Here is a 25,271-nt window from a genome sequence, read left to right as displayed (position 1 = left end):
TATGCGCCTATAGGTTGTCCAAAACGATCAGGCATGTTGAAAACAGTTCTGTGTACGGCCTTTAGTTGGACACATGCCGGTGTTAGGATCAAGGTTAAAATGCGAATAAATATATTAGGACTGCAAAATTTTTCAGTTATCCGCCAATTTGGCTAATATTGTTCGTTAGAACCATCAAAATTGCTTAGTGATCACGCAGGAGTTTGGGGTGTTCGAATCATTTATTGAGACTGTAAAGGTCAAAACTAGAAAAGCCGGGCTATTACTTGGCGCTGGTCTGTTAGTTGTAGGCGTATCATCAGCCCAGGCAGCGACCTGTGGAGATACTGGAGCAGGCTTTGACCGTTGGCTCGCATCCTACAAAAATACACTGCAATCCCAGGGTATCTCCAAGGCAACTATCAACAAGTCACTGAGCGGAATTACGTATAACCGTAAGGTCATTGGCTACGATCGCAATCAGAAATCCTTCAAACTCAGCTTCGAAGAATTCTACAAGCTTCGCGTCAACAATGCGCTGATCAACAAAGGCCGCAAGTTGATGAAGAAGCACAACGCGCTCTTCACTCGCATCGAGAATGAATTTGGTGTTCCGCGTGAAATCATCACCGCCATCTGGGGCCTTGAAACAGGCTATGGTCGTGGCATCGGTAAGATGAATACCATTCGCGCACTGGCAACGCTGGCCTATGACTGCCGCCGTGCAGATTTCTTCCGCAACGAGCTGTATCATGCTCTGCTGATTGTCCAGAAAGGCGACTTGCAGCCAAGCGAAATGAAGGGCGCATGGGCAGGCGAACTCGGCCAGACCCAGTTCCTCGCGTCCTCTTACATCAAGTTCGCGATTGACTACAGCGGCGATGGCAAACGTGACCTGCTGTACAACACAGCGGATACTCTGGCGTCCACCGCGCATTTCCTCATGTCCTACGGCTGGCAACCAGGCCAACCATGGGGGCCGGGCACACCAAACTACGAAGTGATCCGCTCCTGGAACCGCGCTGGTGTGTACGTCAAAACCATCCAGATCATGGCTGAAAAACTGAGCAACTAATCCAGCCTGAGATATGCAAAAAAGGCCGCTGAGTGTTCTACTCAGCGGCCTTTTATTTGTTTAATCGTTTTTCGGTATGCGCAAATAGTAATCGTCAGGCAGTTCGCGCTCGACCAACGCGGTGAAGAACTTGTTTCCAGCCTGAATTAGACCAAATTGCTCCGAGGGAGCTAAACTATCATCTTTTACGACGTTAGGGCCAAACACGATCGCAAGGTTTGAAGGTTGCATCTTGTTTACATCTGCCTTCTCAGCAATCATCCTGGAAAACTTTACTGTGTCTTGCACCATTTCTGGTAACTCATTCAGCGCAGGCAGGTTATCGAGGACTGGATCATAACTTTTTACAAAGTCCAAGACCTTCGCTAGCTCAGTGTTACTCATGTTTTCTCTGAGGTTCTGCTTAAATGCGCCCGCAAGCTCGTGTTCTACTTTGCCATGTACGTTACTATCAAAGTCCTGAGATGTCCTGTTCGCAATCAGCTTGCTGATCTCATTCTTGCTACCATTTACACGGGCCAACCCAACACTCGATAATTGCTCCGGGTTTTGCTCAAAGTACTTAATGATGCTTTTGTTCTGCACCTCAGCTTCATGCTTATGAAGCACAGCGAAATCGATACCTGTAGAAATCTGCTTTACCGTCAGGCTATGAAACTTTCCATCAGTGTATCCGCAGGCATTGCAGGCATATTTGTAGGCCTGTTCGCCCAGCTCTTTGCCAAACTTGTCTTGCAGAGCTGTGCGAAATGCGCCTTGATCCTGAGCTTTTTGCGTGCCCTCAGAAGAGCTGAGATTGTGCCAGGACACCAACTTGCCTGCCAGTGTGGAGCTTGCTTCGCGGGTTTGCAAAGCGCCACTATCTGTCACGGTCAGCTTCTGGTCCAAATTACCGTTAGCAACATGGCTGTCGATGGCGTTTTGAAAATGTGCGAGGTTAATTGCGGTCATACTCTCATACCCAAAGTTTCAAACGAATGTTCTGTTGTTGCAGGTGCAGAGTGCTGCCAGTCCATTTCAAGCGGGGCTGAGCTGCTCAGACGCTCATGCCAGGAGGCAGAAGTGCTGATGAACTGCTCCAGCTTTTCCTGCAGAGTGAAAGAAGATTTGTCGGCAATGTCGACCACCTGAGACAGGTTGATACGGTCTGAGGCCGGGTCAATGTTGAAGCTCATGCCATGGCCAAGCGTCAGCACGCAGTTCGTCTGCATCAGCGCTTTCAGCTTTGCCGGGTCATCGCAAGGTTGTGTGTTCACGACCGCATTAAACAGCAGGGTCTGCGTGTCCTCGCGCCACTGCACCGTCATGAAGAGTTCTTTCTCGAGCCCAAGCAGAAGCGTGTTGTCTTCATTCAAAGACAGGCCATCAAGGCCAATTCTTCGACCGATCTCGTTCAGAAGTTCATCTAATAATTGGCGCATCGCTCCCCCGCCTTACTTGAGGCATCCAAGTTGTGCTGCTTGGATTTATTTGTCTGTTGCGATCAGATTAGTGTTTCACGTCAGAAAGCTCTGTTCTTTTCAGCACTAAGAGGCGGTGGTAAGTGCTTTTGCGGAGGTGCTCTGAAGCACGGAGTGTGTGCCCTCTGCAAGCCAGAAGGCTGCAGTTGAAACCAGATCAATCAGTCGTTCAGGGACTTTGTGCTCCTGCACATCAGCAACGCTCCAGCGCTCGCAATAGAGCGCCTGCATACTGCCTTCATCAATCGCCAGCCGACCTGAGCCTGTCGCGTTCCCACGGCAGTTCGCTGTGAGCATTGCCATCAAGATGCTCGGATCGCTCAGATTCAGATCTGGCAGATAAAAACTGAACTCCAGATTGCTGTCATCGACGCGGCTTAAAAAGCCAGAAAAGCTGCCCTCAAACACCAGCTCCGCATGGCCGGATTCATCAAACGCCAACTCAGGTAAGCCAAGTGTTTGGCCTATAACTGCGGTGACACGATCCGCACTCTGCATTTGCATCTCCTCAATCACATAGCTTGAGAAGAAGCTAGCGATGCACCAAAGCGTGTGATGTGCCAGAAATTACAACCAGTGAGAAAAGTGCAAATAAAAACAATGTGCTGTAAAGCACAAAGGCGTGCAGGATAGGAGCGCTGCTGAAAAAAGAAAGGCTCCGATGGAGTTTCGGAGCCTTTCCTGAAAATCTGTTTTAGCTGTTCAGCGCTTCAAAGAGCGGCGGCTCTTCGCTTAAGCCCATCAGGCGGCGTGCAGCGGTTAGCGTGTTGCTCATCAGCATTGCGATGGTCATCGGCCCAACACCGCGTGGAACTGGCGTAATCGCCGCTGTGTGACCAAGCGCTTCATCAAACGCCACATCACCAACAAGGCGGGTCTTGCCTTCACCCTTCTCAGGTGCAGGAATGCGGTTGATACCAACGTCAATCACGGTAGCACCCGGCTTCAGCCAATCGCCTTTGATCATCTGCGGACGACCAACAGCAGCAATCACGATATCTGCACTGCGGACCACATCGGGTAGGTCCTTTGTACGGGAGTGCGCGATGGTCACAGTGCAATGTTCTTGCAGCAGCAACTGTGCAATTGGCTTCCCGACAATGTTGGAACGGCCAACAATCACAGCAGTTTTGCCGGAAAGGTCGTCGCCCAGTGCTTTCTTCGCCAGCAGCACGCTGCCTGCCGGTGTACACGGTACCAGTGCACGGTCCGTGTTGCCGCTGCCCAGAAGACCAACGTTAATCGGGTGGAACCCGTCGACGTCTTTTTCAGGTTTGATCAGATCAAGAACTTTGTTCTCGTTGATGTGCTTTGGCAGAGGCAGCTGCACGAGAATACCGTGAACAGCTTCGTCTTCATTCAAACTCGTCACAAGAGCGAGAAGCTCTTCTTCACTCACATCAGCCGGCAAGGTGTGCGTGATGGAGTTGAAACCACATGCTTTTGCAGTCCGGCCCTTGTTGCGTACATAAACCTGACTGGCAGGGTCTTCACCCACAATCACAACAGCCAACCCTGGCTTGACACCTGTTTCAGATTCAAGCCGCGCAGCACGCGCAGTGATCTCGTCAGTTACAGATGCAGCAATGGCTTTGCCGTCGATAATAAGAGCCTCACTCATGGCAAGTCCTATTTAAAGATCACGGTACGGTCACCGTTAAGGAGGATTCGGTGCTCCAGATGATAGCGGACAGCGCGAGCAAGAACCTGACTTTCCGTATCACGCCCCTGGGCAATGAGTTCGTTCACCGAATGGAAGTGTTCAACCCGGCTCACGTCTTGCTCGATGATCGGGCCTTCGTCAAGGTCAGCGGTCACATAGTGCGCTGTGGCACCAACCATCTTGACGCCGCGTGCATGGGCCCGGTGATAAGGTTTTGCACCTATAAAGCTAGGCAGGAAAGAGTGGTGGATATTGATCACCTTGCCAGCCAGCCTCTCACAAAGCTCGTTGGAGAGAATCTGCATGTAACGCGCAAGGATCACCAGATCGATGTTTTCGCGCTCCACCAGCTCCACAATCTGGGCTTCCTGCTCAGCCTTGGTCTCTTTGGTCACCGGCAGATAATGGAATGGGATCTGCTCATGCTCAACGCGAGACTGATACTTGGTGTGGTTGGAAGCAACCGCCACCAGATCCATCGGCAGTTGACCGGTGGAATTACGGTAGAGCAGATCGTTCAGGCAATGACCCATTTGGGAAACCAGCACCAGAACACGTGGCTTCTTGGAAAGGTCATGCACTTTCCAGTCAAAACCATAGCCCGTTGCCACAGGGCCAAAGCCCTCTTCAAACTGCTCTTTGGTCATCCCTTCAGGTGCATTGAAAGAAATGCGCATAAAGAAGCGGTTGGTCTCCGGATCGCCGTATTGGGCGCTCTCGCAGATGTTGCAGTTTTGAGAAGCGATTGAGTTAGCAACCGCTGCAACGATCCCTTTTCTGTCTCCGCAGGAAAGGGTGAGCACATAGTTTGCCTGAGTGTTCATAGGAGGCTTAATCTACACGTTTGAACTGAATTTGCTGCCGCGCACAATAGGCGGGAGCTCCTAATTTTTAAAGGGCAAATCATCATTGAAATGCAGAAAAAAGTGTTGTGCTGCAGCAATGTGATTCATTTTCATACCAGCGGTAGAAACCAATAAAACCACTAAGCTTGTGCGGACAGATCCAGATGTGCCGGACATGGGGTGCCAAGTACGAAATTACCCTGATAATTGCATTGGGAGATAACCGGGTATCAAATCAACCAGATTGAGAACAACACCGTAGATTTCTAGATTGAGCTTCGGTGCGAGCTCTCTGAACCAGGTTTCTGGGTGTCTGAAGACGCACCAGATCGACCGGGGGGCCGGGGGCGCGTCATGAAGCTCTTTATTGTTCAGGAAAGCTTCCTTGATGAAGACATTACAGAGATCACTGAGGTGGTCGCCAACGGTCTTGCCGCGCGCCAACACAACATCACGCTGATTACCCTTACCGGTAAGCCAAGAGATCTCTCCCACTACTCACCGCGCATCACACCAGTCTTTCTGGAAAAAGCCAGAGCTGCCGCCGCTGCTGCTGGTGTTGCCCGCATGGTGGAGAAAGAAAAGCCGGACATCATTCTGTCTCACGGCACCGGCAGCAACATCGCCTGCCTTAGCGCCGTTAAAACCCGCTCTCGTCTCAAAGTGCCCGTTGCAATCACGCTGCATTCTTCAGTGACCATCTCCAGCAATCTGGCGATAGAAACCCAAAAGAGTGCAGCAACCATCGCAGTTCCTCTGCTCTATCGCGAGGCTGACAGGGTAATCTGTACGCTCAAGTCCATTGAGCATGTGGTTGATCTTTGCGAGCAAGTGCCCAAAGAAAAGACCTGCATTATCTACAATCCTCTTGTCGAAATGAACGTGTTTGAAACGGCAGCGGAGCCCATTGAGGAGGATTGGTTCGATCCCCATGGGGCCAGCAAGGTGATCAGTGTGGGTGGAACAGCCAGCCAAAATGCCAACCACCAACTCCTGCGCGCTATGGCCCTTAGTCGCTACAAAGACAACCTGCGGGCTTATCTTCTTGGGCAGAGTGAGGATCAGGAGGAAATGCGTTTGCTGGCCTCAAACCTCGCATTGGATGACATCGTCACCATGCCGGGAGAAGTCGAGAAACCGGAACGCTTTCTACGCGCCGCCAACGTTTATGTCTCTACCTCGCAGCAAGACAGCGTTCCCGGAGAGATGGTCCGCGCCATGGCTCTCGGCACACCAGTCATTGCTCTCGACAGTGGAGCAGGGGCGAGGGAAGTGCTCAGCGACGTTCGCAACGGCTGGCTCGTTCCTGCTGGTGATGCCGACAAGCTCTCAGAAGCAATCCTTGCAGCCGTTAAGTGCGACCGCTCCGATGATACACTGGCGACCCGAGCAAGAGACTTCTCTCAGGAACGTGCAATCGATGCCTATGAGAAGCTGCTTCTCTCCATGATTTCTGAGCGTGTGTCAAACCTGCACTAAGCCACATCGAAAACACGCATCCCATAGGATTTCGCGGCCTAACCATCTAATATAACTAGGTAAAATAGGACGCATCACGCCATTAGTTTGGGATAACCCATCCCACATCACAAGCGTGTTTGACCTGCAAAATCAGCATCAAGTACCCTAAGGTAAGCCGTGTTCTTGGCCAGTGTTTAAGTGTGCGTACAGCTTCGTTCTCCGCCAATAAAAGATACAGGTCATTGGAGCACCACTGTTGAGTTTCTGGTACGGGTTAAGCAGCAAGAAGACGATGTCTCTTGCGCCTGCGTTGCGTGGGCGTTCAGGACTGACTCTGCTCTTTTTGCTTTCCGCCTGTATGGTTGGCCCGGACTTTAAGCGTCCTGAACTCTCCCCCGAGGCCCGCTATGTCCGAAATGATCCTGGCGCTACAGTTTCTGCAGACATACAAGGCGGGGCCTCACAAAACTTCTCCACTCAAAGAGACCTGCCCGGAGAGTGGTGGGAGCTGTTCGAATCTGAGGCCCTCAATACTTATGTAAGTCTCGCTGTCGCTAACAGTCCCACAATCGCGCAGGCAGAAGCCAATCTCAGGCAGGCACAGGAAAACGCCTATGCTGCTGGTGCTGCGCTCTACCCAACAGTCACCGGTAATGCCAGTCGCAACCGGCAAAAGTTCCCGATTGGTGGGGGCGGTGCCAGTGAGATCGTGGCAAACCTGAATCCGTTCTTCACGACCTACAGCTTATCACTGGCCATCTCTTATACGCTCGACGTTTGGGGAGGCACACGCCGAAACATTGAAGCGCAAGTCGCGAACATCCAATACACTCAGTTTCAGGTGGAGGCAGCGCATCTGATGCTGACATCCAACCTGTTGAATGCAGTGATTATTGAGGCCTCCCTAAGGGGCCAGATCCGTGCAACGGAAGAAATCATCAAGGTCCAGCAGAAGCAGCTTTCCATTCTGCGGGCGCAGTTCAGGCTGGGTGGTGTGGATGAAAGTCAGGTCCTGCAACAGCTTGCAACACTGGAGCAAACCAAAGCGACGCTGCCACCCCTGCAACAACAACTGGTTGTTCAGAAGAACCAGATCAAGACGCTGGGTGGTTTCTATCCGACCCAGAACATCGTGAAGGAGTTTGATCTTTCGGATCTGAAGTTGCCACGAAAGTTGCCTTTGAGCTTACCATCAGAACTGGTTGCTCAACGGCCAGACGTGCGCTCTGCGGAGGCGCAGCTCTGGCAGGCTAGTGCAAATATCGGCGTTGCTCTGGCAGCCCAGCTTCCTAGTTTTCAAATCACTGGGAATGTTGGCAACGAATCTGATGTCTTCAATCGCCTGTTCTTTTCTGGAACAGGTGCCTGGCAAATCAACACATCAATCGCGCAAACTATTTTTGATGCTGGAGCGCTAAACAGTCAGCGCAAGGCCGCTGTTGCTGCCTTTGAAGCCTCAGCCGCCAATTACCGTGAAACCGTTGTGACCGCATTTGGAGATACAGCCAATGCCATCAGCGCGCTGGAGAATGATGCTCGTGCGTTGAAAGCCAGCTTGGCAGCGGAACGTTCTGCCAAAAAAAGCCTACGCCTGACACAGCAGCAATACAATGTGGGCGCCATCGATCTGACAACACTTCTGCTCGCAGTGCAGACCTATCAGCAAGCGAAAATCAATTTGGTGCAGGCTCAGGCCGCCCGCTTCACAGATACAGTCGCTCTTTTCATCGCGCTGGGCGGAGGTTGGTGGAACCGCCCGAATGCTGCGCCAATCAGGGACGGAAGACCTCTCACCATCATCTCGGCTGTACCGCCGTTTAATCGCAAGCAGATACAGCCGGTGAACCAGCCATGAGCGAACACAAAAAGCCCAACATCAAAAAGAATATGATCATCATGCTGATCTGTGTGGGCATCGCGTTTGGTGGTCTCTATGCATTCCAGCTTTATAAAGGCCGGGTTCTCAGTAAGATTGTCTCAGGCCTGCAGAACAAGATCGAAACCGTCTCCTCTTACAAAGCCACCAAGCAGCTTTGGACGGACAAAGTCTCTGCCGTCGGCACGCTTATCGCCATCATGGGAACAGACCTGACCCCTGAACTGCCGGGCACAATCACACATATCAACTTCTCTTCCGGCGAAGATGTCCAAAAAGGCATGTTGCTGATTGAGCTGGACACCACGCAAGAAGTGGCGCAGCTGAAGTCCCTACAAGCTCAGGAAACTCTGGCTCGCCAGACCCTCGATAGAGATCTGAAGCAGTACAAAGTCAACGCCGTCAGCAAGCAGCAGATCGATGTCGACTGGTCAAACCTCAAGAACCTTCAGGGGCAGGTTCAGAACCAACTGGCGATCATTGCAAAGAAAAACATACGCGCACCATTCTCTGGCCGACTGGGCATTCGGCAAGTGAGTGTCGGGCAGCTTCTCAACCCGGGTCAGGCGTACGTCAACCTTCAGCAGCTCGATGATCTCTTCGTTGATTTTTACATCCCGCAGCGCTTTCTCAGCACGATCAAACAGGGGCAGGAGATCGAGGTCTCGGTCGATACTTATCCTGATCTGACGATCAAAGGCAAAGTGGTCGCTGTTGATGCGCAGGTTACCGTGACCAACGGTAATGCCAGAGTGCGTGGACGCTTTGCCAATCCCAATAAAGAGCTGATTCCGGGCATGTTCGCGGATGTAGAGACTGTGGTCTCAGCACCAAAGGAACAAGTGACGGTGCCACAAACAGCTGTCACCTACAACTCCTACGGCATCACGGTGTATGTGCTGACCAAGACAGACGAAATGCACATGAACAAGCCGGTCTACACCGCCAAACAGCGCTTCATCGAAACGGGCTCAAAACGAGGCGATCAAATTGTCATCTCCAAGGGCCTCAAAGCGGACGAACTGGTGGTGAGCGCTGGGCAGCTCAAACTGCGCAATGGCTCCAAGGTGGTGATCGACAACTCTGTTCTGCCGCTCAATGACCCTAACCCGAAACCAGTCGAGCAGTAGGAGGGGCCATGAACAGCTTCACTGAGATCTATGTTCGTCGCCCCGTTCTGGCCTCCACCATCAGCCTGATGATCTTGGCGCTGGGCCTGCGTGCCATCTTCCTGCTGCCAGTGTTGGAGTATCCCAAAACAGAAAACGCCGTCATCACCATCTCCACCACTCTGTTTGGTGCCAGTGCTGAAACTGTTGCAGGCTTCATCACCACCCCATTGGAAGAAGCCATCGCACAGGCCAATGGCATTGACTACATGACCTCCACCAGCGCCAGCACGGTCAGCACCATCACAGTCAATCTGGTGCTCAACTATGATGCTGATAAAGCGCTGACGGAGATCAACACCCAGATCAGCTCGGTGCTCGACCAGCTGCCGCAGGAAACCCAGAACCCGGTACTGACCATTCAGATCGGTGAAACCATCGATGCCATGTACATTGGCTTCACCTCAGACGTGATCGACCGGAACCAGCTCACGGACTACATCGTCCGCGTGGTCCAGCCGCAGGTGCAGGCCATTGAAGGCGTACAGAACGCTGAGCTTTATGGTGAAAAACGCTTTGCTATCCGTGTCTGGCTCTATCCGGAAAAGCTGGCGGCTTACGGTTTGACAGGCACCGATGTCTCAAACGCTCTGGCTCGAAACGACTTCATTTCCGGGGTTGGCAACACCAAAGGGCAGATGGTGCAGGTGGAGTTGACGGCCAATACCAATCTGACGGATGTGGAAGAGTTCCGCGAGCTGGCAGTTGCCCAAAACGGTGGTGCCATTATTCGTCTGCGCGATGTGGGCAGAGTGGTGCTGGGGTCCGAGGACTATGACCAAGCCGTTCTCTACTCAGGAAAACCCGCCGTTTATCTCGGTGTCCAAGCGGCCCCATCTGCAAACGTGCTCGCCATGCTGGAGGAGGTGCGCCAGCTTGTCCCAAACGTTCAGGCAGCCATGCCACCAGGACTGGAAGCCAAAATCGTTTACGACTCCGGCCTCTTCATCAACGCTGCAATCGATGAGGTGATCAGCGCACTTGTTGAGGCACTGGTGATCGTAACCTTCGTGGTCTTCCTCTTCATTGGCTCACCGCGCACCGTTGCCATTCCGGTCATCGCAATCCCGCTCTCGCTCATCGGCACGTTCTTCATCATGCTGGTGCTCGGCTACTCCATCAACCTGCTGACCCTGCTTGCTCTGGTGCTCGCCATTGGCCTCGTGGTGGATGATGCGATTATCGTGGTGGAAGATGTAGAACGACATATCTCTGAGGGCAGTACGCCGTTCCGCGCAGCCGTACAGGCCGGGCAGGATCTGGGCAGACCCATTATCGCGATGACTGTGGTGCTCGTCGCCGTGTACGCCCCCATCGGATTTCAGGGCGGTCTGACAGGAGCGCTGTTCACAGAGTTTGCCTTCACAGTGGTTGGTTCCGTGACCATCTCTGCCATTGTAGCACTTACACTCACGCCGATGATGAGTTCCAAAATCCTGAAGGCCAGATCTCAGGAGTCGACCGGTTGGGATGATGCTCTGACCAGAACGGTGGACGATATCTACGACCGGTTCCGCAAACGCTATTTGCGTGCGCTGGAAGCATCTCTGGATAATCGCCCGGTCGTCCTCACGTTCGCATTCCTGATCCTCGCCAGTATTCCGGTCCTCTACTCCACCTCGCAGCAAGAGCTAGCCCCTCAGGAGGATCAGGGGTTGGTGCTAGCCCAGTCAACGCCAGCACCTTCCGCCACCTTGCAGCAGAAAATGCTCTACACCGAGGAAATCTACCGTATTGCTCATGGGTACTCTGAGGTTGAAGGCGTCTTCCAGCTAGTGCTCTCTTCCAGCGTTCTGTCCGGTGTCTTGCTCACACCATGGGATGAGCGCGATAAAACAGCGACTGAGTTGCAGTACGAAATGCAGCCTTTCATGGAAGGGGTAACAGGTTTTGAAACGGTGATGTTCCAAAACCCACCACTACCGGGCAGTAGCGGCTTGCCGGTTCAGTTCGTCATCAAGACCACCCAACCCGTCGAGAAGCTCTACGAAGTTGGGTCACAGATTCTGGAAGAAGCGCAGAACTCCGGCAAGTTCATCTTCATCGATAAGGATCTGAAGATCGACAAACCGCAGGGCAAAATCAACATTGACCGCGATCGGGTCGCCGAACTCGGTCTCACGCTACAGGATGTTGGCCAATCTCTGACGGCTATGATGAGCGGCGGCTACATCAACTACTTCGATTTTGATGGCCGTTCCTACAGGGTTATTCCGCAGATCATTCAATACGACCGCCTCAACCCGGAGCAGCTTCTCGACACCTACATCAGTGTACCCAACAGCACGTCCACACCCAGTGGGTCTTCGAGTGGCGGCGCATCTGCTGGATCGCAAACCAGCATAACCTCCGGCGGCGCGCAGAGCGGCGCGGCCTCTGGCAGTGGCGGTGGGGCTAGCGGTGGTGGTGGCAGTGCAGCTTTCAGCAGCGGCTCCGGCAGTAACCCAGCTGCCAGCGGTTTTGCCAGCAGCAGTGGTGCTGGACAAAGCAGTGCATCCGCTCCTGTCACGACAACCACCACATTTGCATCAGGTGGTTCAGGCGGCAGTGGTTCTTCAACCAGCATCGCCCCGCAAAGCACCGTTGTGCCTCTCTCCAGTGTGGCAACGCTTGATATGCAAGTTACGCCAGAGTTCATCCCTCACTTCCAGCAGCAAAATTCCATGACTCTCTCTGGGGTGCCAAGCTTCGGCGTGCCTCTGGCAGAAGCCTTGCAGGTTCTGCAGCAGATTGCGGCAGAAGAACTGCCAGAAGGGTACGATGTCGACTATGCCCAGCAATCACGACAGTTTGAGCAGGAAAGCAGTGGCTTTGTGGTTACCTTCGCATTTGCTTTGCTCATCATCTTCCTGACGCTCGCCGCCCAGTTTGAAAGCTATCGCGATCCAATCATCATTCTCGTCTCTGTGCCCATGTCCATCGCTGGAGCGCTGTTCTTCATCAACATCGGACTGGGCGGGGCCAGTATCAACATTTACACGCAGGTCGGCATCATCACGCTCATGGGGCTGATCTCCAAGCACGGCATTCTCATCGTGGAAGTTGCCCGCGAACTTCAGGAAAATCAGGGTGCAACCAAACGGGAAGCCGTGGTTGGCGCCCTGCAAATCCGCTTACGTGCGATCCTTATGACAACAGCCGCCATGGTGCTTGGCGTGATCCCGCTGGTGCTGGCCAGCGGTGCAGGGGCAGCCTCACGCTTCAACATGGGGCTGGTGATCGCAACCGGCCTGTCCATCGGCACGCTCTTCACGTTGTTCGTGGTGCCCAACGTCTACATGCTCATCGCACAGGATCGTTCAAAACTGACCCAACCTGATGAAAACGCAGAAGGAATGCCAAAAGGAGACGGAGAACCAGACCCTGCCTCCTAAGATCAAACAAAGCCTTTTGAAAATCACAGCAGCAGAAATCTGCTGGGCCACACTGAAATAAACCCAACTGTGGAACACTTGTAAGTTTCTCACAGCAAAAAGAAATTGAGTGGTTGCCTATTCCAAATCATAAAGCTATAACCCGGCCCACACACAGCGATGGGGTGTAGCCAAGTGGTAAGGCAACGGTTTTTGGTACCGTGTATCGTAGGTTCGAATCCTACCACCCCAGCCATTTTCTCAGAAAATTTAATCTGATAGTTCTCCGCGCAAGCGCCTGTTTGTGTTTCGGAAACAGCTGTGCTGATCTTTCCCCTTTGTCACATCTCAGCTCTCTGAAAGCCCAACATCTTCTGGACCAGGCCGTTTGCCAATAGGCTTCGTCGGTTCTGACAGATTAAGGCAGCTGCCGTTTGAGGCGGGGAGGACGATCCACGCGCCAGCTTTGTAGAGCTTTGCGGCAAGCTGTGGGGTGTCGCTTGCGAACACGGCGATCTTGTCGTCGTAGCTCAGTATCCTGACGGAAGCAGGAAGCAACTCCATCTGCAGGTTTTGAGGATAGGGCACAGCCACCTCATCCACACTGCCAACAAAGGGCACGGCGAGCCCGATGGCCCCCCATACCAGTGTGATGGCAGCAAGGATAAGAGCAACACGCTTGAACTTGCTCACCTCAGGCCTCGCTAGTAGTCATAGATGTGCTCAATGGTGATTCCCTGCTGTTTCAGCTCATCGAGTGTGACGGAAAGGGCTGGAACCTTTGATTGAATGAGTAACCTTTGTTGATCCCCTGTATTCCGCTCTGTTTCGGAAAGGATTGCAGCTGCTGACAAGCTTGGGTTCTTGGCTGAACTCTGCTTCAAAACAGACATCAGAATATCATCATTGCCCGCAATCTCGTGGAACATAACCCCGTCTTTTGAAAGGCGCAGCGCCAGCTCTGTAAATTTGCGATATCGAGGCGTCTCGATGATGATCTTTTCGCCAAGCTGCTGAACCACCTTGAGATCATACTCTGCAAGTACATCTGCACCATGGGGACTGCTGATGACGGATCGCATGGTCAGCTCGTCGTGGCCAATCGTATCCACCGCCGCAGCAATGGCTTTGGCATACTGAGCTTTGGCCCACCACTCCAGGTTCAGCGCAAACCAGCGCTCCCAACTGCGCACCCCATCATTGGCTGCGGCTTGATTGAGTTTTGCACGCGCACTCTCAAAGTCGAACTTGTACCAAGGCGTCTGGTGCAGGAACTTGGCGTACTCAGCTGAAATGCTGTACTCCAACTGATCCTGCAAAGAGGCGTTGTTTGTGCTGGTAAATGCAGCCAGTCGGCCCAGAGTTTCTTCATAGGCCGCTTTCATCAGCATCTCGAAAGAGAAACTAATGCCGATGGTGTAAATGGTGGCCTTGGTGTCAAACTGAGCTGCACCACGGGTATCAGCCTCACTTTTCAGCGCGCACAGACTGGACCAGAAACTGCCAATAGCGTTCAGATAGTTGAACTCATGCGGCATGCCGTTTTCCAGCGTTGTGGCGTAATCCTCATAGGCATAAACGATGTGCCATTCCGGATAAGTCAGAAACGTGCGGGCTTCCTCGCGTTTGTGAGCAGGCTCCAGAGTGCTTTGATAAGTATCGGCAACCTCGGCTGAGGTGCAGGCCTGTTCCACATAAAGAACAGGCGCTGCAGCACCAATGCCGATCACCAGAAGCACACACAAAAGGCCGATGGAAAGCCGTTTAAGAAGCTTCACTTGGGCTCTCCTTCGCAATGCTGTTTCCGCCCCAAAAGCTTGCTGCCAATGCAAAGCTGCCCAATGCAAAATGCGGCAGGTTGGCGAGTATCTTGAAACCAAGCGGATAGGACTGGAAGCCAAGCGTAAATATGCCAAAATCCAGATAACCAGACCCTGTCAGCAGTCCCAAAACCGCATCAGCCAGATACAGCGCCCCGAAGTAGCGCAGGAAAATCCGGGAGGCATTTTGCGAGATCAAAGCCGCAATAAGCGCCCATAGTGCACTGGCGGCATGAAGACTGTCGTCAAACAGATCTAGCGCAAAAATTCCGAAAACATACCCGTTTTCATCCGGAATGCCGGGGATGTAGTTCAGCGAGGTGACAGCAAACAGGATCACGGCATACGCAAATGCGACTTTTCTAAACATTCAAAGGCCCCTTTGCTGCCATGTAGGTGTCCCAAAGCTGGTTAGTGAACCGCATCTGCGGATCGTACTTCTGCTTCAGCTCAATGAACCTTTGATGGTTCGGATAGGATCTTTCAAACTGGTCCTGCGTGGCATGCAGGCGATAAGGCAGGTAGTAGGTACCGCCGATGGCAAGCGTGCGCTCGATGAGGTTACGGGTCATCCGAGCCATATCCGCTTCCCCGCGCTTCGACTTTTCCTGAGAGAACAGCATCACGGCTGCAATTCGGTCCGTCGGAGCAAAAGGCAACACGCTTTGTGTGTCTTTGCGAACGTAGCGCAGAGTGATGTTGAGCAGCTCCTGATAGGAGGAGGGGATGACATCCTGACAAGCCTGCACAAACTCGGCAAAACGGGCTGGCTCAACAAAGTACTCATGCAAAATGTCGGTTCTGGTCGGGTCTTTATCATCCAGCGTAACAACGGGCTCATTGAGCAAGCTGTTGCGGGTGACAGGGCCGCTGTTCAGGGAAGCTCCGATCCCGGTTTCAATCCCCCAACGTACCTTCTTGATGCCCTCAGAGTTCAGCTGACCGCGGAAAATATGCCGGGAGGCCTTGCTGATAAAACCAGAACCGCTTGCAGCTGGCAGGTCAGACTGATCGTCAGTCGGGCGATAGACGATCAGCATCGAGTCTTCAAAAAAGCGATCAATGTCCACGTTCATGCGGCCATAAGCCATCTGAATGGAAGGATCTTCTGCCAACACCTGCTGCATACGCAGGCCGTACTCAGCAGATGGCAACTCGATATACTCCGGCTCCAACCGGCTGTTGGGAACCATATCCAGTTCCAGCTCAGTGATGATGCCAAACAGCCCGTAACCACCCATCGCCGCGTTGAACAGCTCACTGTTCTGCGAAGGACTGCAACGCTGCATCTGACCATCAGCAAGTATGATCTCCAGCGAGCGAACCGTTGACCCACACCCGGAAAATGGTACCGGCCAGCCGTGTGCATTGACGGAAAATGTGCTGGCCACGCCAAAATCGTTGTTGGACTGCATCACAGCAGGTGAAAAGCCGTTTTCATCCAGCTTTGAGATAACCTCATGCCACCGCACACCGCCTGAAACCGTATAGGTCTTGCGTTCCGGATACAGTTCAATCGATCCGCCGTGCAGGGAGAGAGCAGCCCCGTTGGTGGGCAGAGATTGGCCGCCCATGGAATGCCGGGCAACACTTGCCATCACAGGGTGGTTCTCATCTGCCGCCTGCTTCAGCTGTGCTGCCATCTCTTTGCGCAGCGCATCACTGGAAAGGCCAGAGAAGGTCTCGTGCTTCTTGATGCGAACCTGCGTCAGCTCTCCAGCATCGCTCAAAAGGGTGCCGGTTGTCTCGGATTGCGGCTCAATTGGAAAAGCGCCGCCATAGGAACGAGGGGAGGGTGAAAGAAAATGATAACCGGCAGCCCCTGCAAACGCGGCTCCGCCAAGAAGAAAAGCTCTTCTACTGATTTTACCCATAAATGCCTCAGCAATGATCAAATGAATATTCATCACAGGTAAGTGTTACCCGTTACAAATGCAACTAAGAGCTATTTGCAGATCATTGCTTCAGGCTGTAGGTGAGCTGCTTTCTAAGAGGAAGCCTCACCATGTCTGAGCAGATAAACACCTGCCCAGATGAACCAGAGAATAAAGCCGAGGCCGAAGACAATACCACCCGGCTCGCTCATACCCGGAACAACCGTGGCAATACCAGCCAGACCGATGATCACGCCAAGCCAGCTCAGGCCCTTTGAGAGGCTGGAACCGCGCAGGCCTGCCCAGCACAGCAGCAGCACCCAAAGCCCACCGGTGATCTCATTCCCACCACCAATGCCTTCCTGCACGTTGCTCAAGGTCGCCCACATCACCAGCGCTTCGTCATGGTCCAGCGCATAAAGGGCAGAAACCTCAGCCAGAGAAATGTTGGCGAGCATGCCACTGGCCAGAACCAATCCGGCCCAGATCAATCCAAAAGCGGCGGCTATCTGTGAAAGACCCGGCGTTGCTGCCTTCAACCGGTCATGCAGAGCAATCACCAGCACCACCAGAAACACTGCGTTGACGATGTAAATGATGAAATTCCAGAGGTACATAAGGCTCTGATTGGACACGATGAATGCCAGCAGGTTCGCATCACTGCCGTCTTCTCCAAAGCCTGCATCTGCCAGCAAAGTCGTTAAAAGAGCAAAACCAATGATGTAGGTGGCCGCTTCAATAAGAGATGCTATTCCGCCAGCTTTTTGAAGGTTCATCACAGGCGTCCTTATAAAACCATGAGTTGAATTTATGCAGAACATGGGATGTTCTGAGCAACAAAGAGATGTAAAGTGCAGAAAGCCGCAGCGTAAACTTGGAAATTGCGTTAAACAAGAGGCGTATACCCAGACTTGCAAAAAACTATAGTATGCGCATCTTGAAGTTTGAGTGAAGCTGCCAACCAGAATTCGTCACCACGACGCTCCCAGACCAATAACAATACGTGAGTGAACAGTGCGTTATCGCCATGAACTGCAAGGCGATGAGACGGCGGCAGCAGGATTGCTTTTGAGGGAAGCAATCTGATTTGAGGGGGGAGACCGAATGAACCTGGCAGAGTGGCTGGCCCGTACAGCCAGAATAACACCGGACGCACCTGCGCTCTTTCATGGAACGCAGCAGATGGCAACCTATGGCGAGTTTGGCGCACGCTCCGCAGCCATCGCCGGCGCGTTGCAGCGGGACTACGGTGTGGCCAGAGGCGACCGCGTTGCCATCTTCATGAAAAACCGCAGTGAATATCTGGAAGCCAGCTACGGCATCTGGTGGTCTGGTGCCGCAGCAATCCCGATCAACGCAAAACTGCACCCAAAGGAAGCCGCGTGGATCATTGAGAACGCCGAAGCCACAGCCGTCTTCATCTCTGATGATGTGGGCGAGGATCTGATCAAGGAAATCGACCAGACCAAAACCAAGGTCATCTCGGTGGATCAGGACAGCTACCAGCACATGCTCAAGGCAGAGCCTCTGGCAGAGCCGGTGCCGATCGACGCGCAGGATATGGTCTGGCTGTTCTACACCTCCGGCACCACAGGCCGCCCCAAAGGGGTGATGATGTCCTCGCAGAACATTCAGAGCATGATGTTCGGCTACTATGCAGGCATTGGCACACCCACGCACGAAGACGCCACGCTTTACGCAGCCCCCATGTCTCACGGTGCGGGAATCTACAGCTTCATGCACGTTGTGGCTGGTGGCAGGCATGTCTGTCCGGTCTCAGGCGGATTTGACGCAGCCGAGATTTTGGAAATCGCTCCAAAAATCGGCAGGATCGCCATGTTTGCGGCCCCCACAATGGTGCACAGGCTGGTGGAAGTCGCCAAAGCCAAAGGCGCAACAGGCGAGGGGCTGGACACCATCATCTACGCCGGCGGGCCTATGTATTTCGCCGATATCGTTGAAGCCGTTGACGTTCTCGGCCCACGCTTCGCGCAGATCTACGGGCAGGGTGAATGCCCCATGGCCATCACCGTGCTGAGCCGCGAGCAGGTGTGCGACAGAAAACATCCCCGATGGCAAGAAAGATTGAAGTCAGTTGGGGTAGCTCAAGTCGCGTCTCGTGTCCGTGTGGTAGGAGAGGACATGAAAGACCTGCCCAATGGTGAGATTGGCGAGATTGTCGTGTCCGGTTCAGCAGTCATGCTGGGCTATTGGAACAATGAGGACGCAACGGCCTCCACGATCATCGATGGCTGGTTGAAAACAGGCGACATGGGTGCGCTGGATGAGGATGGGTTCCTCACCATGCACGACCGCTCAAAGGATATGATCATCTCGGGCGGGTCCAACATCTATCCTCGCGAAGTGGAAGAAATTCTGCTGATGCATCCGGATGTATCTGAAGTCGCAGTAGTCGGTCGGTTCCATGAAGAGTGGGGCGAAGAGGTGGTGGCTATCATCTCTCCAGAAAAGGGAAAGACCGTCGATTTCGCAGAGCTCGACCAGCTCTGCATTGACAACATCGCGCGTTTCAAGCGTCCGAAGCAGTACATCGCTATGGAGCAGTTGCCGAAAAACAATTACGGCAAGATCCTGAAGCGAGACTTGCGGGAGATGCTGAAGGGACCGGAGAAAGGTGGATCAGTCTGATGAAGACCTTTGAAATTCGTAGTGCTCGCTCAAAAGATATCTCGCAGATCGGAACAGTCGGTCTGGCCTCATGGAAACGGGGCATCGGCCCCCACGTGCCTCAGGTGGCACACGACACCATGAGCAAAGCGTCCTTCACGGATTTTGCAAGTGCCTGTCTGGATCAGATTGTGGTGGCCGTGAAAGAAGACCGCGTGCTCGGCTTTGCAGCAACAGAGCACGCAGACAATTTCATCACCGACCTCTGGATCGATCCGGACTACGAAAGCAGCGGACTGGGCACCGCACTGGTGGAAGAAGCCGAACGCCGCATCGCAGCCCGCGGCTACCACACCGCAGAAATCTCGGTTCTCATCCAGAACGATCGGGCTCTGGGCCTCTATCACCACATGAAGTATGAGGACGTGTTCGAGGCAACCAAGTTCGACGAAGACCTCAACTGCGAAATCACCTACATCCGCCTCCGCAAACATCTCCCGTTTTACGCTGAGGAGATAGCCTGAGGAGAACCCTCAGGCGTGCCACCGGTGGGAAGGGAAGAGTGGGGCTGCTGCCCACAAACTCGTTTAACTCATGCTGAGATTGGAAATATTATAGCTATATCAGTCTGTTGCGATGATGGCAGCTTGTAGCGTTATCGCTTAACAGTCAGCAGCAGCTCAGTTTTTCTTGTCCGGTATAGCGGCTTGGTGTAGATGGACTTCTAGTAACCATTCCTCCCCAAGTACCCAAAGGTGACCAAATGAGCAGTGCCGAGAAAGTTGAGCCGGATGCGTTTGTGGCGATTTGCCCGTCGAGGCAGGTGCTGGTGCGGTTAGCTGAAAAATGGACAATGCTTACGATTGTTGCTCTTGAGGGTGGGCCACTACGGTTTGGAGATTTGAAGCGGAAGGTGGAAGGCGTTTCGCAAAAAATGCTGACCCAAACTCTTCGAAACCTCGAGCAGGACAAACTCCTCACGCGGAAGGTCTATGATGAAATGCCGCTGCGAGTGGAATACGAGCTGACCGCCTTAGGCAAAGACCTCTTGCCTCTCATCAAGCAAATCAAGCAGTGGTGTGAAGCCCACTTCAATGAGATTGTGGCGCAGTAACACGTGAGATGGGAGAGGCAGAAACGAACTGCTGCACATCACATTGCGCCCATCGCGTCTGCTCAATCAAATCTTCCCAGTAACGCCTCCAATAAGGTGCTAACTCGCGTTCATCGCACCTATCAACTCCATCGAAAATTGATGCATTAAGCGAGCAACAACAGGAGTGGGTGAAAATTTCCTGCTCTTCTAAGCTCAAAAATGGACACGCTCCAGTGCTTGCTTTGCATCCATGATAACCAATTGAAATAATTAGTTTTATCATGAATGTGGCACCTTCGTTTAGCTTACCACTTGCTCTCATTTCCTATCGCCAAAGCCAAAATACGCACATAGTTACCATCAGGTACCTAATTGACTATAGATACTAGATTGCGGATTTATACTCCATCTTGAAGCAAGACTGGAGCAGCAGATGAAAATCGGAATCTTAGGTGCAGGCAACGTTGGCACGCGCCTTGCAGAACTGGCCCGCGCAGCAGGACATGATGTGCTGGTTGGCAGCCGTAAAGGAGAAGCCTCACTTGCTGATGCATCCAGACACGGCGATATCGTCCTCATCGCCGTCCATTATCACGCCGTGGAAGATGCACTGAAACCGTTGAGCGAGTTGCTTGCCGGGAAGGTCGTGATTGATGCAACAAATCCCCTCAATGATGATTGGTCACCACGCATATTGGGAGAAAACACCTCAGCCGGAGAAGAGATCGCAAAGCTCCTGCCGAACTCCAAAATCGTAAAAGCCTTCAACACAGTCTTCGCAGACATCATGAATACAGAAGGTCTTTCGCGCAATGGCAGCGCAGTGACAGCTTTCGTCGCCTCCGACCATGATGATGCAGTTAAGACAGTTGCTGACTTCGCAAAAAGCATCGGTTTTGCGCCTGTCACAGCCAATAAGTTGATGGTTGCACGCTATCTGGAAGCAGTAGCGCACCTGAATATTGAGTTGGCTGTTGGACAAGGCGGAGGAACCAACGCGGCATTTCTGTACCATCGCGGTTAGATGAGAGGCTCTGAAGATGCCGATCAAAAGGATCAGCTTTGATGTTGCAGGAGGTCAACTCATTGGCAATCTCCATTTGCCTTCCAGCAAAGGTGTTCACCCCGCTGTCGTGACCTGCGGCCCAATGACATCCGTAAAGGAGCAAGTGACGGGAACCTATGCTGCTGAGTTGGCCAAACAGGGTATTGCCGCATTGGCGTTTGACCATCGCCACTTTGGTGAAAGCGCCGGGGAACCAAGGCACTATGAATTCTACAAGGACAAGATTGCGGATCTCGAAGCAGCGTTTCATGCCCTATCAGCTCTGCCTGAAGTTGCCTCGCATCAGATAGGTGCAGTCGGCATCTGCCTTGGATGTGGTTACATGGCACATGCAATTGCAAACCGGTCGGACATTCGCGGTTTTGTTGGGATTGCGGGATACTACCGTGATGTCGAAGCCATGAAAGCTGCTGATCCAATAGGCTTTGCCGACAAAGTTGCGCAGGGCAAGAAGGCACGGATGCATTACGAGGCGACAGGCTGTGTCGAAACCATCCCTGCAGCAGCGCTGGACCAGGATGCTGCAATGACAATGCAATCTACATTCGACTACTACACAAAGCGAGCCGTTCATCCGAACTACGAAAATCGCTTCGCCGTCATGTCGCGCGAGTACTTTCTGGAGTTCGACGTACAAAGCGCTGCGCCGCACATCAAGATGCCCTTTCTCATGGCGCACGGGCCCAATGCCCTCAACCCATCGTGGGCAGATAAGTTCTACAAGGCAGTGCCAGGGCCTAAAGAACAAGCAGTTGTTACGTCAGAAGGGCAGACGGATATCTACGATAATCCTGAGATCGTAAAGGCCACCGTGTCACAGGCAGTCGAGTTCTTGTCACGAGTTCTTTGAGCGACTGATCCGCAAAACAACAAAATGAATGGAAGGCAGCAACAGTGGTGTTCTGCCAATGAAGGAGTGCGCCTTGTGCGCAGCCTCACTGATTTGCCTTCTCAAACAATGTGCAGACCCTATCAACCTGCACCGCAAACAGCTGTCCATACTTTTAAAATCAGAGCAGCTGAACTCTCAAAAAAATGGAGACAACCCATGTTTATGAAGCAAGTAATGACCGGAATTTTCACCGCAGCTGCAATGGCAAGTTTATTGGCATCAGCTCAAGCGGCAGAGGAAAAACACATCTTCAAATTTGACGATGTGGCATGGCAGGAAACGGGGCTGGAAGGGGCTGAAATGGCCGTTCTGTGGGGTAAGGAAGAAGACGGCAGCGCTGTCTATGCTTTCCGCATCCAGCCTGGGGTCGGCATACCACCTCACACGCACTCCAACGACTACTGGGGTATGGCAATTCAGGGAAACTGGGCACATACCGATGAGGAAGGCAGAGAAGTTATCACTGCACAAAACGCATTCGTCCGCATCAAAGCAGATGATGTTCACTCAGATCGCTGTGCTGGCCCGGAAGTCTGCATCAACGTGCTCGACTTCAACGGCACCCGCGACATTGCCTTCCCTCAATAAGTTAGAAGCAGGCTACCGCTCATAACAGAGCAACCTGCTCAGCAACCGTGTGAAAGCAACTTGTTACTCCCATAACAACAAAAACTGAGTGTGCCTCAAGCAGGCCCATAAGTCCCTCAACTTACTGCCTGTTTGAGGCAACACATCTCCCAATCATTGCAGCTCACTGCAACACCTCGCCCCGGTCCTCTCTCAAGAGTGCTGGGGCTGCTTGTGCCAATCCAAAGTGTCCATTTGCTAAGGTAATCGGAAAGTTCTCAAAGCGCACTTTAGCTCGAGACTTCGCCGACATGGCAAAGCATTTCAAACCTACTCGAAGTAATCGAAGGTTCGTCGCTGGCTCTCCACACGAGCAACAAGCTCTCACTTACCTTAACCTCCGCAATGCATCTAAGGTCTGCGTTCCCCGCAACCCACCAAATCAATTGTACTGCGCACCGACTTTCTTCGCGGCAACCCGATCCCGCAGGGCTTGTGCTTTTTTCTTTTTCTCGACGGCGGCTTCTCCTCCGGCGGTGTCTTTGTAAAGGCGCAGGCCTTCTTCTTCTTCATCGCTGCTTTTTTGCAGGGCTGTATCACTGTAGTTCTTGCGGTCAGGCGCTTTGAGAAGCTTGTAATAGAGCCAGTAGTAGCGGGAGCCTTCCTTCAGGTAGCTCATGGATTTGCTGATGATCTCAGCAAAGTACTTGGAATAAAAAGCGAAAGGGCTTTCCAGTGGCAGCGAGCTGCGTCTGTCTTTTCGGTACTTCAGGCGGAAGAAACCGCCTTCCAGGGGGTGGACACCCTCCAGCTTCACCATGAGATAGAAAAACAGCATTAAAAAGAGCTTGTTGCTTGGACGTCCCTTAGGATGAGTTGCCGCTCTTCGCAGAACAGTCTCGATATGCTCTGGAGAGTAATAGGTCATCCACGCTTCCAGATACACACTCTCCCATTCCTCATCGCTCATCTTGTCATGATGCGCGACCCGATGGTTCAGGTCGTATTTGTTGAGGTCTTCGTCCATCCATATGTTTTTACGATATAAATTCAGATGATCCTCAGAACCGGGTAGAGGTGTCAGATAGAAGAACTCCAGCAGATCCAGCGGCAGTTCCTTCTTGATGATCTCGATATCCCGCAGAATGCTTTCGCGTGTGTCAGAGGGGAAACCAAGGATATAACCTGCATATGTTGTTGCGCCGTGAGCCCGCCATTCCTGCAGCATCTCGCGATATTCAGTGATCTTGTTCTGGCGCTTCTTCGCAGCCAGCAGATTGTCTGGATTGATGTTCTCCAATCCAATGAAGACCCGGGTTACACCCGCCGCACACGCCTTTTCAATGAACCGGTCAATGCGATGGCACAGGGTATCAACCTGAATGATGAATTTGATATTGAACCCATGGTTTTGGCGAAGATCGATGATGCGATCAAACAGCGCTTCCCAATCCTTGTTCCGTGCAAAGTTATCGTCGGTGATAAAGAACCGATTGATCCCCTGCGCGTAGTTGCGGCGAATAATGCGCTCAACGTCATCCGCTGATCGGCTGCGGCTCTTGCGGCCCTGCACATTGATGATGGTGCAGAATGAACATTGATAGGGACACCCGCGCCCCAGATCGAAAGAGGAGTGGGAGCCAGCCGTCCGGATGATGTGCTTCTGCGGCAAAATCGGATCGGGCTGACTGTCCAAATTCGGCAGATCATTCATGAAGTTATAGAGCGGCTTCAGGGTGCCATGCAGGGCATCATCTAAAACTTCATCCAGCCGCTGGTTTTCAGCTTCACCCGCAAAAAACGAGATGCCCTCATTTTGCGCGTCGACAATCTGCTGCGGAATCTCAGGAAGCATGGAGACGCAGCCTGAGATGTGAAAACCGCCGATGCACACCTGAATATCAAGCGCTCTGAACTGACGCGCCAGATCCAGCGCCCGTGGAAACTGGTTGGATTGCACGCCTGCTAATGCGATCAAGGCGCTGCCGCCATCCTTGCGCACCATCCTGGCGATACGCTCCGGCTTCACCCGCCTGTTCGTTTCATCATAACTGTGAAGCTTCAGCTCCACGCCATCACCCAGCACGTTCCTGTTCTGGCAATCCTCCGCCAGACCATAAAGGCAGGCAAGCGTGTTGGAAGGAATGGCAGAGCGGAGCCACTGAATGGGATAGCCCTCATCATCGTAATGCGTAGGCTTGATGATTATGAAGTGAAACTTGCTGGACTTCCCTTGGACGTCTGCCCGTGATTTTCTGCCAACATCATAATGAATGCCCATAAGTTAATGCCTTTATAACGCAGAAAAGACGGGCACTAAGCTATCTACTAGCGCCATCCAGAAAGAGTACTCTGCGTAAACTAAGGCATTTTGTTGATTGGGGAGCCATTCAATTTTGGAGTAACTCAATAGAAAGAAAAGGCTATTTCGGAAATAGCCTAGACTT

22 protein-coding genes and 1 tRNA gene are annotated in these 25,271 nt (G+C 52.6%); 12 read left to right on the top strand and 11 right to left on the bottom strand.

Translation table 11 applies throughout. The features are described from left to right. Positions 1-208: 208 nt before the first annotated feature. On the top strand, positions 209-1,054 hold the full coding sequence (locus tag AC3CB2_RS16310) for a lytic murein transglycosylase (protein ID WP_244421360.1): 846 nt from the start codon (positions 209-211) through the stop codon (positions 1,052-1,054). A gap of 60 nt (positions 1,055-1,114) precedes the next feature. Here the strand turns inward: AC3CB2_RS16310 and AC3CB2_RS16305 are convergent, their stop codons facing one another. From AC3CB2_RS16305 to purU, 5 genes are all read right to left on the bottom strand, one after another. Beyond that, positions 1,115-2,005 (bottom strand): Rho GTPase-activating protein, encoded by an 891-nt coding sequence (locus AC3CB2_RS16305; protein ID WP_352934384.1) that lies wholly within the window; start codon positions 2,003-2,005, stop codon positions 1,115-1,117. After that, positions 2,002-2,475 carry a type III secretion system chaperone gene (locus AC3CB2_RS16300; protein WP_352934381.1) on the bottom strand — a complete coding sequence of 158 codons (474 nt, stop codon included), beginning with the start codon at positions 2,473-2,475 and terminating at the stop codon, positions 2,002-2,004. The genes AC3CB2_RS16305 and AC3CB2_RS16300 overlap by 4 nt, the downstream gene beginning before the upstream one ends. A 105-nt stretch (positions 2,476-2,580) precedes the next feature. After that, positions 2,581-3,012, bottom strand: coding sequence for a type III secretion system chaperone (locus tag AC3CB2_RS16295; RefSeq protein WP_352934378.1), 432 nt, complete (start codon positions 3,010-3,012; stop codon positions 2,581-2,583). A 196-nt stretch (positions 3,013-3,208) separates the two neighbouring features. After that, positions 3,209-4,135, bottom strand: coding sequence for a bifunctional methylenetetrahydrofolate dehydrogenase/methenyltetrahydrofolate cyclohydrolase (locus tag AC3CB2_RS16290; protein ID WP_014284069.1), 927 nt, complete (start codon positions 4,133-4,135; stop codon positions 3,209-3,211). 8 nt (positions 4,136-4,143) lie between these two features. Then, the gene (gene purU, locus AC3CB2_RS16285; RefSeq protein WP_008552676.1) at positions 4,144-5,001 is read right to left on the bottom strand and encodes a formyltetrahydrofolate deformylase; all 858 of its coding nucleotides are present in this window, start codon (positions 4,999-5,001) and stop codon (positions 4,144-4,146) included. A gap of 375 nt (positions 5,002-5,376) precedes the next feature. Between purU and AC3CB2_RS16280 the strand changes: the two genes are divergently transcribed. From AC3CB2_RS16280 to AC3CB2_RS16260, 5 genes are all read left to right on the top strand, one after another. Then, positions 5,377-6,501 carry a glycosyltransferase gene (locus AC3CB2_RS16280; RefSeq protein ID WP_352934373.1) on the top strand — a complete coding sequence of 375 codons (1,125 nt, stop codon included), beginning with the start codon at positions 5,377-5,379 and terminating at the stop codon, positions 6,499-6,501. A 274-nt stretch (positions 6,502-6,775) separates the two neighbouring features. Beyond that, entirely contained in the window at positions 6,776-8,338 is a 1,563-nt protein-coding gene (locus AC3CB2_RS16275) for an efflux transporter outer membrane subunit (protein ID WP_352934370.1), read from the top strand. Continuing rightward, a complete protein-coding gene (locus tag AC3CB2_RS16270; protein ID WP_014284073.1) occupies positions 8,335-9,489 on the top strand; it encodes an efflux RND transporter periplasmic adaptor subunit in 1,155 nt (384 codons plus the stop codon). Before AC3CB2_RS16275 ends, AC3CB2_RS16270 begins: the two co-directional genes overlap by 4 nt. Before the next feature lie 8 nt (positions 9,490-9,497). Further along, complete coding sequence (locus AC3CB2_RS16265; protein WP_352934367.1) at positions 9,498-12,902, top strand: efflux RND transporter permease subunit; 3,405 nt, start codon at positions 9,498-9,500, stop codon at positions 12,900-12,902. A 160-nt stretch (positions 12,903-13,062) separates the two neighbouring features. Then, a tRNA-Gln gene (locus AC3CB2_RS16260) sits at positions 13,063-13,137 on the top strand. Positions 13,138-13,229: 92 nt separating this feature from the next. Here the strand turns inward: AC3CB2_RS16260 and AC3CB2_RS16255 are convergent. From AC3CB2_RS16255 to AC3CB2_RS16235, 5 genes are all read right to left on the bottom strand, one after another. Then, the gene (locus tag AC3CB2_RS16255; RefSeq protein WP_352934363.1) at positions 13,230-13,574 is read right to left on the bottom strand and encodes a hypothetical protein; all 345 of its coding nucleotides are present in this window, start codon (positions 13,572-13,574) and stop codon (positions 13,230-13,232) included. A gap of 11 nt (positions 13,575-13,585) precedes the next feature. After that, positions 13,586-14,659, bottom strand: a complete 1,074-nt coding sequence (locus AC3CB2_RS16250) for a hypothetical protein (RefSeq protein WP_352934361.1) — start codon at positions 14,657-14,659, stop codon at positions 13,586-13,588. Next, positions 14,646-15,071 carry a DUF4383 domain-containing protein gene (locus AC3CB2_RS16245; RefSeq protein ID WP_352934358.1) on the bottom strand — a complete coding sequence of 142 codons (426 nt, stop codon included), beginning with the start codon at positions 15,069-15,071 and terminating at the stop codon, positions 14,646-14,648. The genes AC3CB2_RS16250 and AC3CB2_RS16245 overlap by 14 nt, the downstream gene beginning before the upstream one ends. Next, positions 15,064-16,575, bottom strand: coding sequence for an FAD-binding oxidoreductase (locus tag AC3CB2_RS16240; protein ID WP_352934355.1), 1,512 nt, complete (start codon positions 16,573-16,575; stop codon positions 15,064-15,066). Before AC3CB2_RS16240 ends, AC3CB2_RS16245 begins: the two co-directional genes overlap by 8 nt. 113 nt (positions 16,576-16,688) lie before the next feature. Continuing rightward, a complete protein-coding gene (locus AC3CB2_RS16235; RefSeq protein ID WP_352934352.1) occupies positions 16,689-17,351 on the bottom strand; it encodes a DUF4386 family protein in 663 nt (220 codons plus the stop codon). A gap of 328 nt (positions 17,352-17,679) precedes the next feature. Between AC3CB2_RS16235 and AC3CB2_RS16230 the strand changes: the two genes are divergently transcribed. The 6 genes from AC3CB2_RS16230 (at position 17,680) to AC3CB2_RS16205 (ending at position 22,845) form a co-directional block, all read left to right on the top strand. Further along, complete coding sequence (locus AC3CB2_RS16230) at positions 17,680-19,224, top strand: class I adenylate-forming enzyme family protein (RefSeq protein ID WP_352934349.1); 1,545 nt, start codon at positions 17,680-17,682, stop codon at positions 19,222-19,224. Next, positions 19,224-19,727 (top strand): GNAT family N-acetyltransferase, encoded by a 504-nt coding sequence (locus AC3CB2_RS16225; RefSeq protein ID WP_054784691.1) that lies wholly within the window; start codon positions 19,224-19,226, stop codon positions 19,725-19,727. The genes AC3CB2_RS16230 and AC3CB2_RS16225 overlap by 1 nt, the downstream gene beginning before the upstream one ends. 239 nt (positions 19,728-19,966) lie before the next feature. After that, positions 19,967-20,317, top strand: coding sequence for a winged helix-turn-helix transcriptional regulator (locus AC3CB2_RS16220; protein WP_008552743.1), 351 nt, complete (start codon positions 19,967-19,969; stop codon positions 20,315-20,317). Between the two features lie 415 nt (positions 20,318-20,732). Further along, positions 20,733-21,323: an NADPH-dependent F420 reductase gene (locus AC3CB2_RS16215; protein WP_352934344.1), complete on the top strand. Its 591-nt coding sequence runs from the start codon at positions 20,733-20,735 to the stop codon at positions 21,321-21,323. Between the two features lie 16 nt (positions 21,324-21,339). Next, the gene (locus tag AC3CB2_RS16210; protein ID WP_352934341.1) at positions 21,340-22,215 is read left to right on the top strand and encodes an alpha/beta hydrolase; all 876 of its coding nucleotides are present in this window, start codon (positions 21,340-21,342) and stop codon (positions 22,213-22,215) included. Between the two features lie 198 nt (positions 22,216-22,413). After that, on the top strand, positions 22,414-22,845 hold the full coding sequence (locus AC3CB2_RS16205; protein ID WP_352934338.1) for a cupin domain-containing protein: 432 nt from the start codon (positions 22,414-22,416) through the stop codon (positions 22,843-22,845). A gap of 421 nt (positions 22,846-23,266) precedes the next feature. On the opposite strand, the gene AC3CB2_RS16200 is transcribed toward AC3CB2_RS16205, so the two are convergent. After that, positions 23,267-25,105 carry a B12-binding domain-containing radical SAM protein gene (locus tag AC3CB2_RS16200; RefSeq protein ID WP_352934335.1) on the bottom strand — a complete coding sequence of 613 codons (1,839 nt, stop codon included), beginning with the start codon at positions 25,103-25,105 and terminating at the stop codon, positions 23,267-23,269. Positions 25,106-25,271: the final 166 nt, after the last annotated feature.

The sequence above is a fragment of the Pseudovibrio sp. SCP20 genome, assembly GCF_057774105.1.
Note: the sequence above shows the minus strand (reverse complement) of the source record. Positions and strands in the feature narration are given on the sequence as shown.

Coding starts and splice junctions, on each gene's coding strand:
- AC3CB2_RS16305 (WP_352934384.1), bottom strand. CDS start 2,005: ATGACCGCAATTAACCTCGCACATTTTCAAAACGCCATCGACAGCCAT.
- AC3CB2_RS16300 (WP_352934381.1), bottom strand. CDS start 2,475: ATGCGCCAATTATTAGATGAACTTCTGAACGAGATCGGTCGAAGAATT.
- AC3CB2_RS16295 (WP_352934378.1), bottom strand. CDS start 3,012: ATGCAGAGTGCGGATCGTGTCACCGCAGTTATAGGCCAAACACTTGGC.
- AC3CB2_RS16290 (WP_014284069.1), bottom strand. CDS start 4,135: ATGAGTGAGGCTCTTATTATCGACGGCAAAGCCATTGCTGCATCTGTA.
- purU (WP_008552676.1), bottom strand. CDS start 5,001: ATGAACACTCAGGCAAACTATGTGCTCACCCTTTCCTGCGGAGACAGA.
- AC3CB2_RS16280 (WP_352934373.1), top strand. CDS start 5,377: ATGAAGCTCTTTATTGTTCAGGAAAGCTTCCTTGATGAAGACATTACA.
- AC3CB2_RS16275 (WP_352934370.1), top strand. CDS start 6,776: ATGTCTCTTGCGCCTGCGTTGCGTGGGCGTTCAGGACTGACTCTGCTC.
- AC3CB2_RS16270 (WP_014284073.1), top strand. CDS start 8,335: ATGAGCGAACACAAAAAGCCCAACATCAAAAAGAATATGATCATCATG.
- AC3CB2_RS16265 (WP_352934367.1), top strand. CDS start 9,498: ATGAACAGCTTCACTGAGATCTATGTTCGTCGCCCCGTTCTGGCCTCC.
- AC3CB2_RS16245 (WP_352934358.1), bottom strand. CDS start 15,071: ATGTTTAGAAAAGTCGCATTTGCGTATGCCGTGATCCTGTTTGCTGTC.
- AC3CB2_RS16240 (WP_352934355.1), bottom strand. CDS start 16,575: ATGGGTAAAATCAGTAGAAGAGCTTTTCTTCTTGGCGGAGCCGCGTTT.
- AC3CB2_RS16235 (WP_352934352.1), bottom strand. CDS start 17,351: ATGAACCTTCAAAAAGCTGGCGGAATAGCATCTCTTATTGAAGCGGCC.
- AC3CB2_RS16230 (WP_352934349.1), top strand. CDS start 17,680: ATGAACCTGGCAGAGTGGCTGGCCCGTACAGCCAGAATAACACCGGAC.
- AC3CB2_RS16225 (WP_054784691.1), top strand. CDS start 19,224: ATGAAGACCTTTGAAATTCGTAGTGCTCGCTCAAAAGATATCTCGCAG.
- AC3CB2_RS16220 (WP_008552743.1), top strand. CDS start 19,967: ATGAGCAGTGCCGAGAAAGTTGAGCCGGATGCGTTTGTGGCGATTTGC.
- AC3CB2_RS16215 (WP_352934344.1), top strand. CDS start 20,733: ATGAAAATCGGAATCTTAGGTGCAGGCAACGTTGGCACGCGCCTTGCA.
- AC3CB2_RS16210 (WP_352934341.1), top strand. CDS start 21,340: ATGCCGATCAAAAGGATCAGCTTTGATGTTGCAGGAGGTCAACTCATT.
- AC3CB2_RS16205 (WP_352934338.1), top strand. CDS start 22,414: ATGTTTATGAAGCAAGTAATGACCGGAATTTTCACCGCAGCTGCAATG.
- AC3CB2_RS16200 (WP_352934335.1), bottom strand. CDS start 25,105: ATGGGCATTCATTATGATGTTGGCAGAAAATCACGGGCAGACGTCCAA.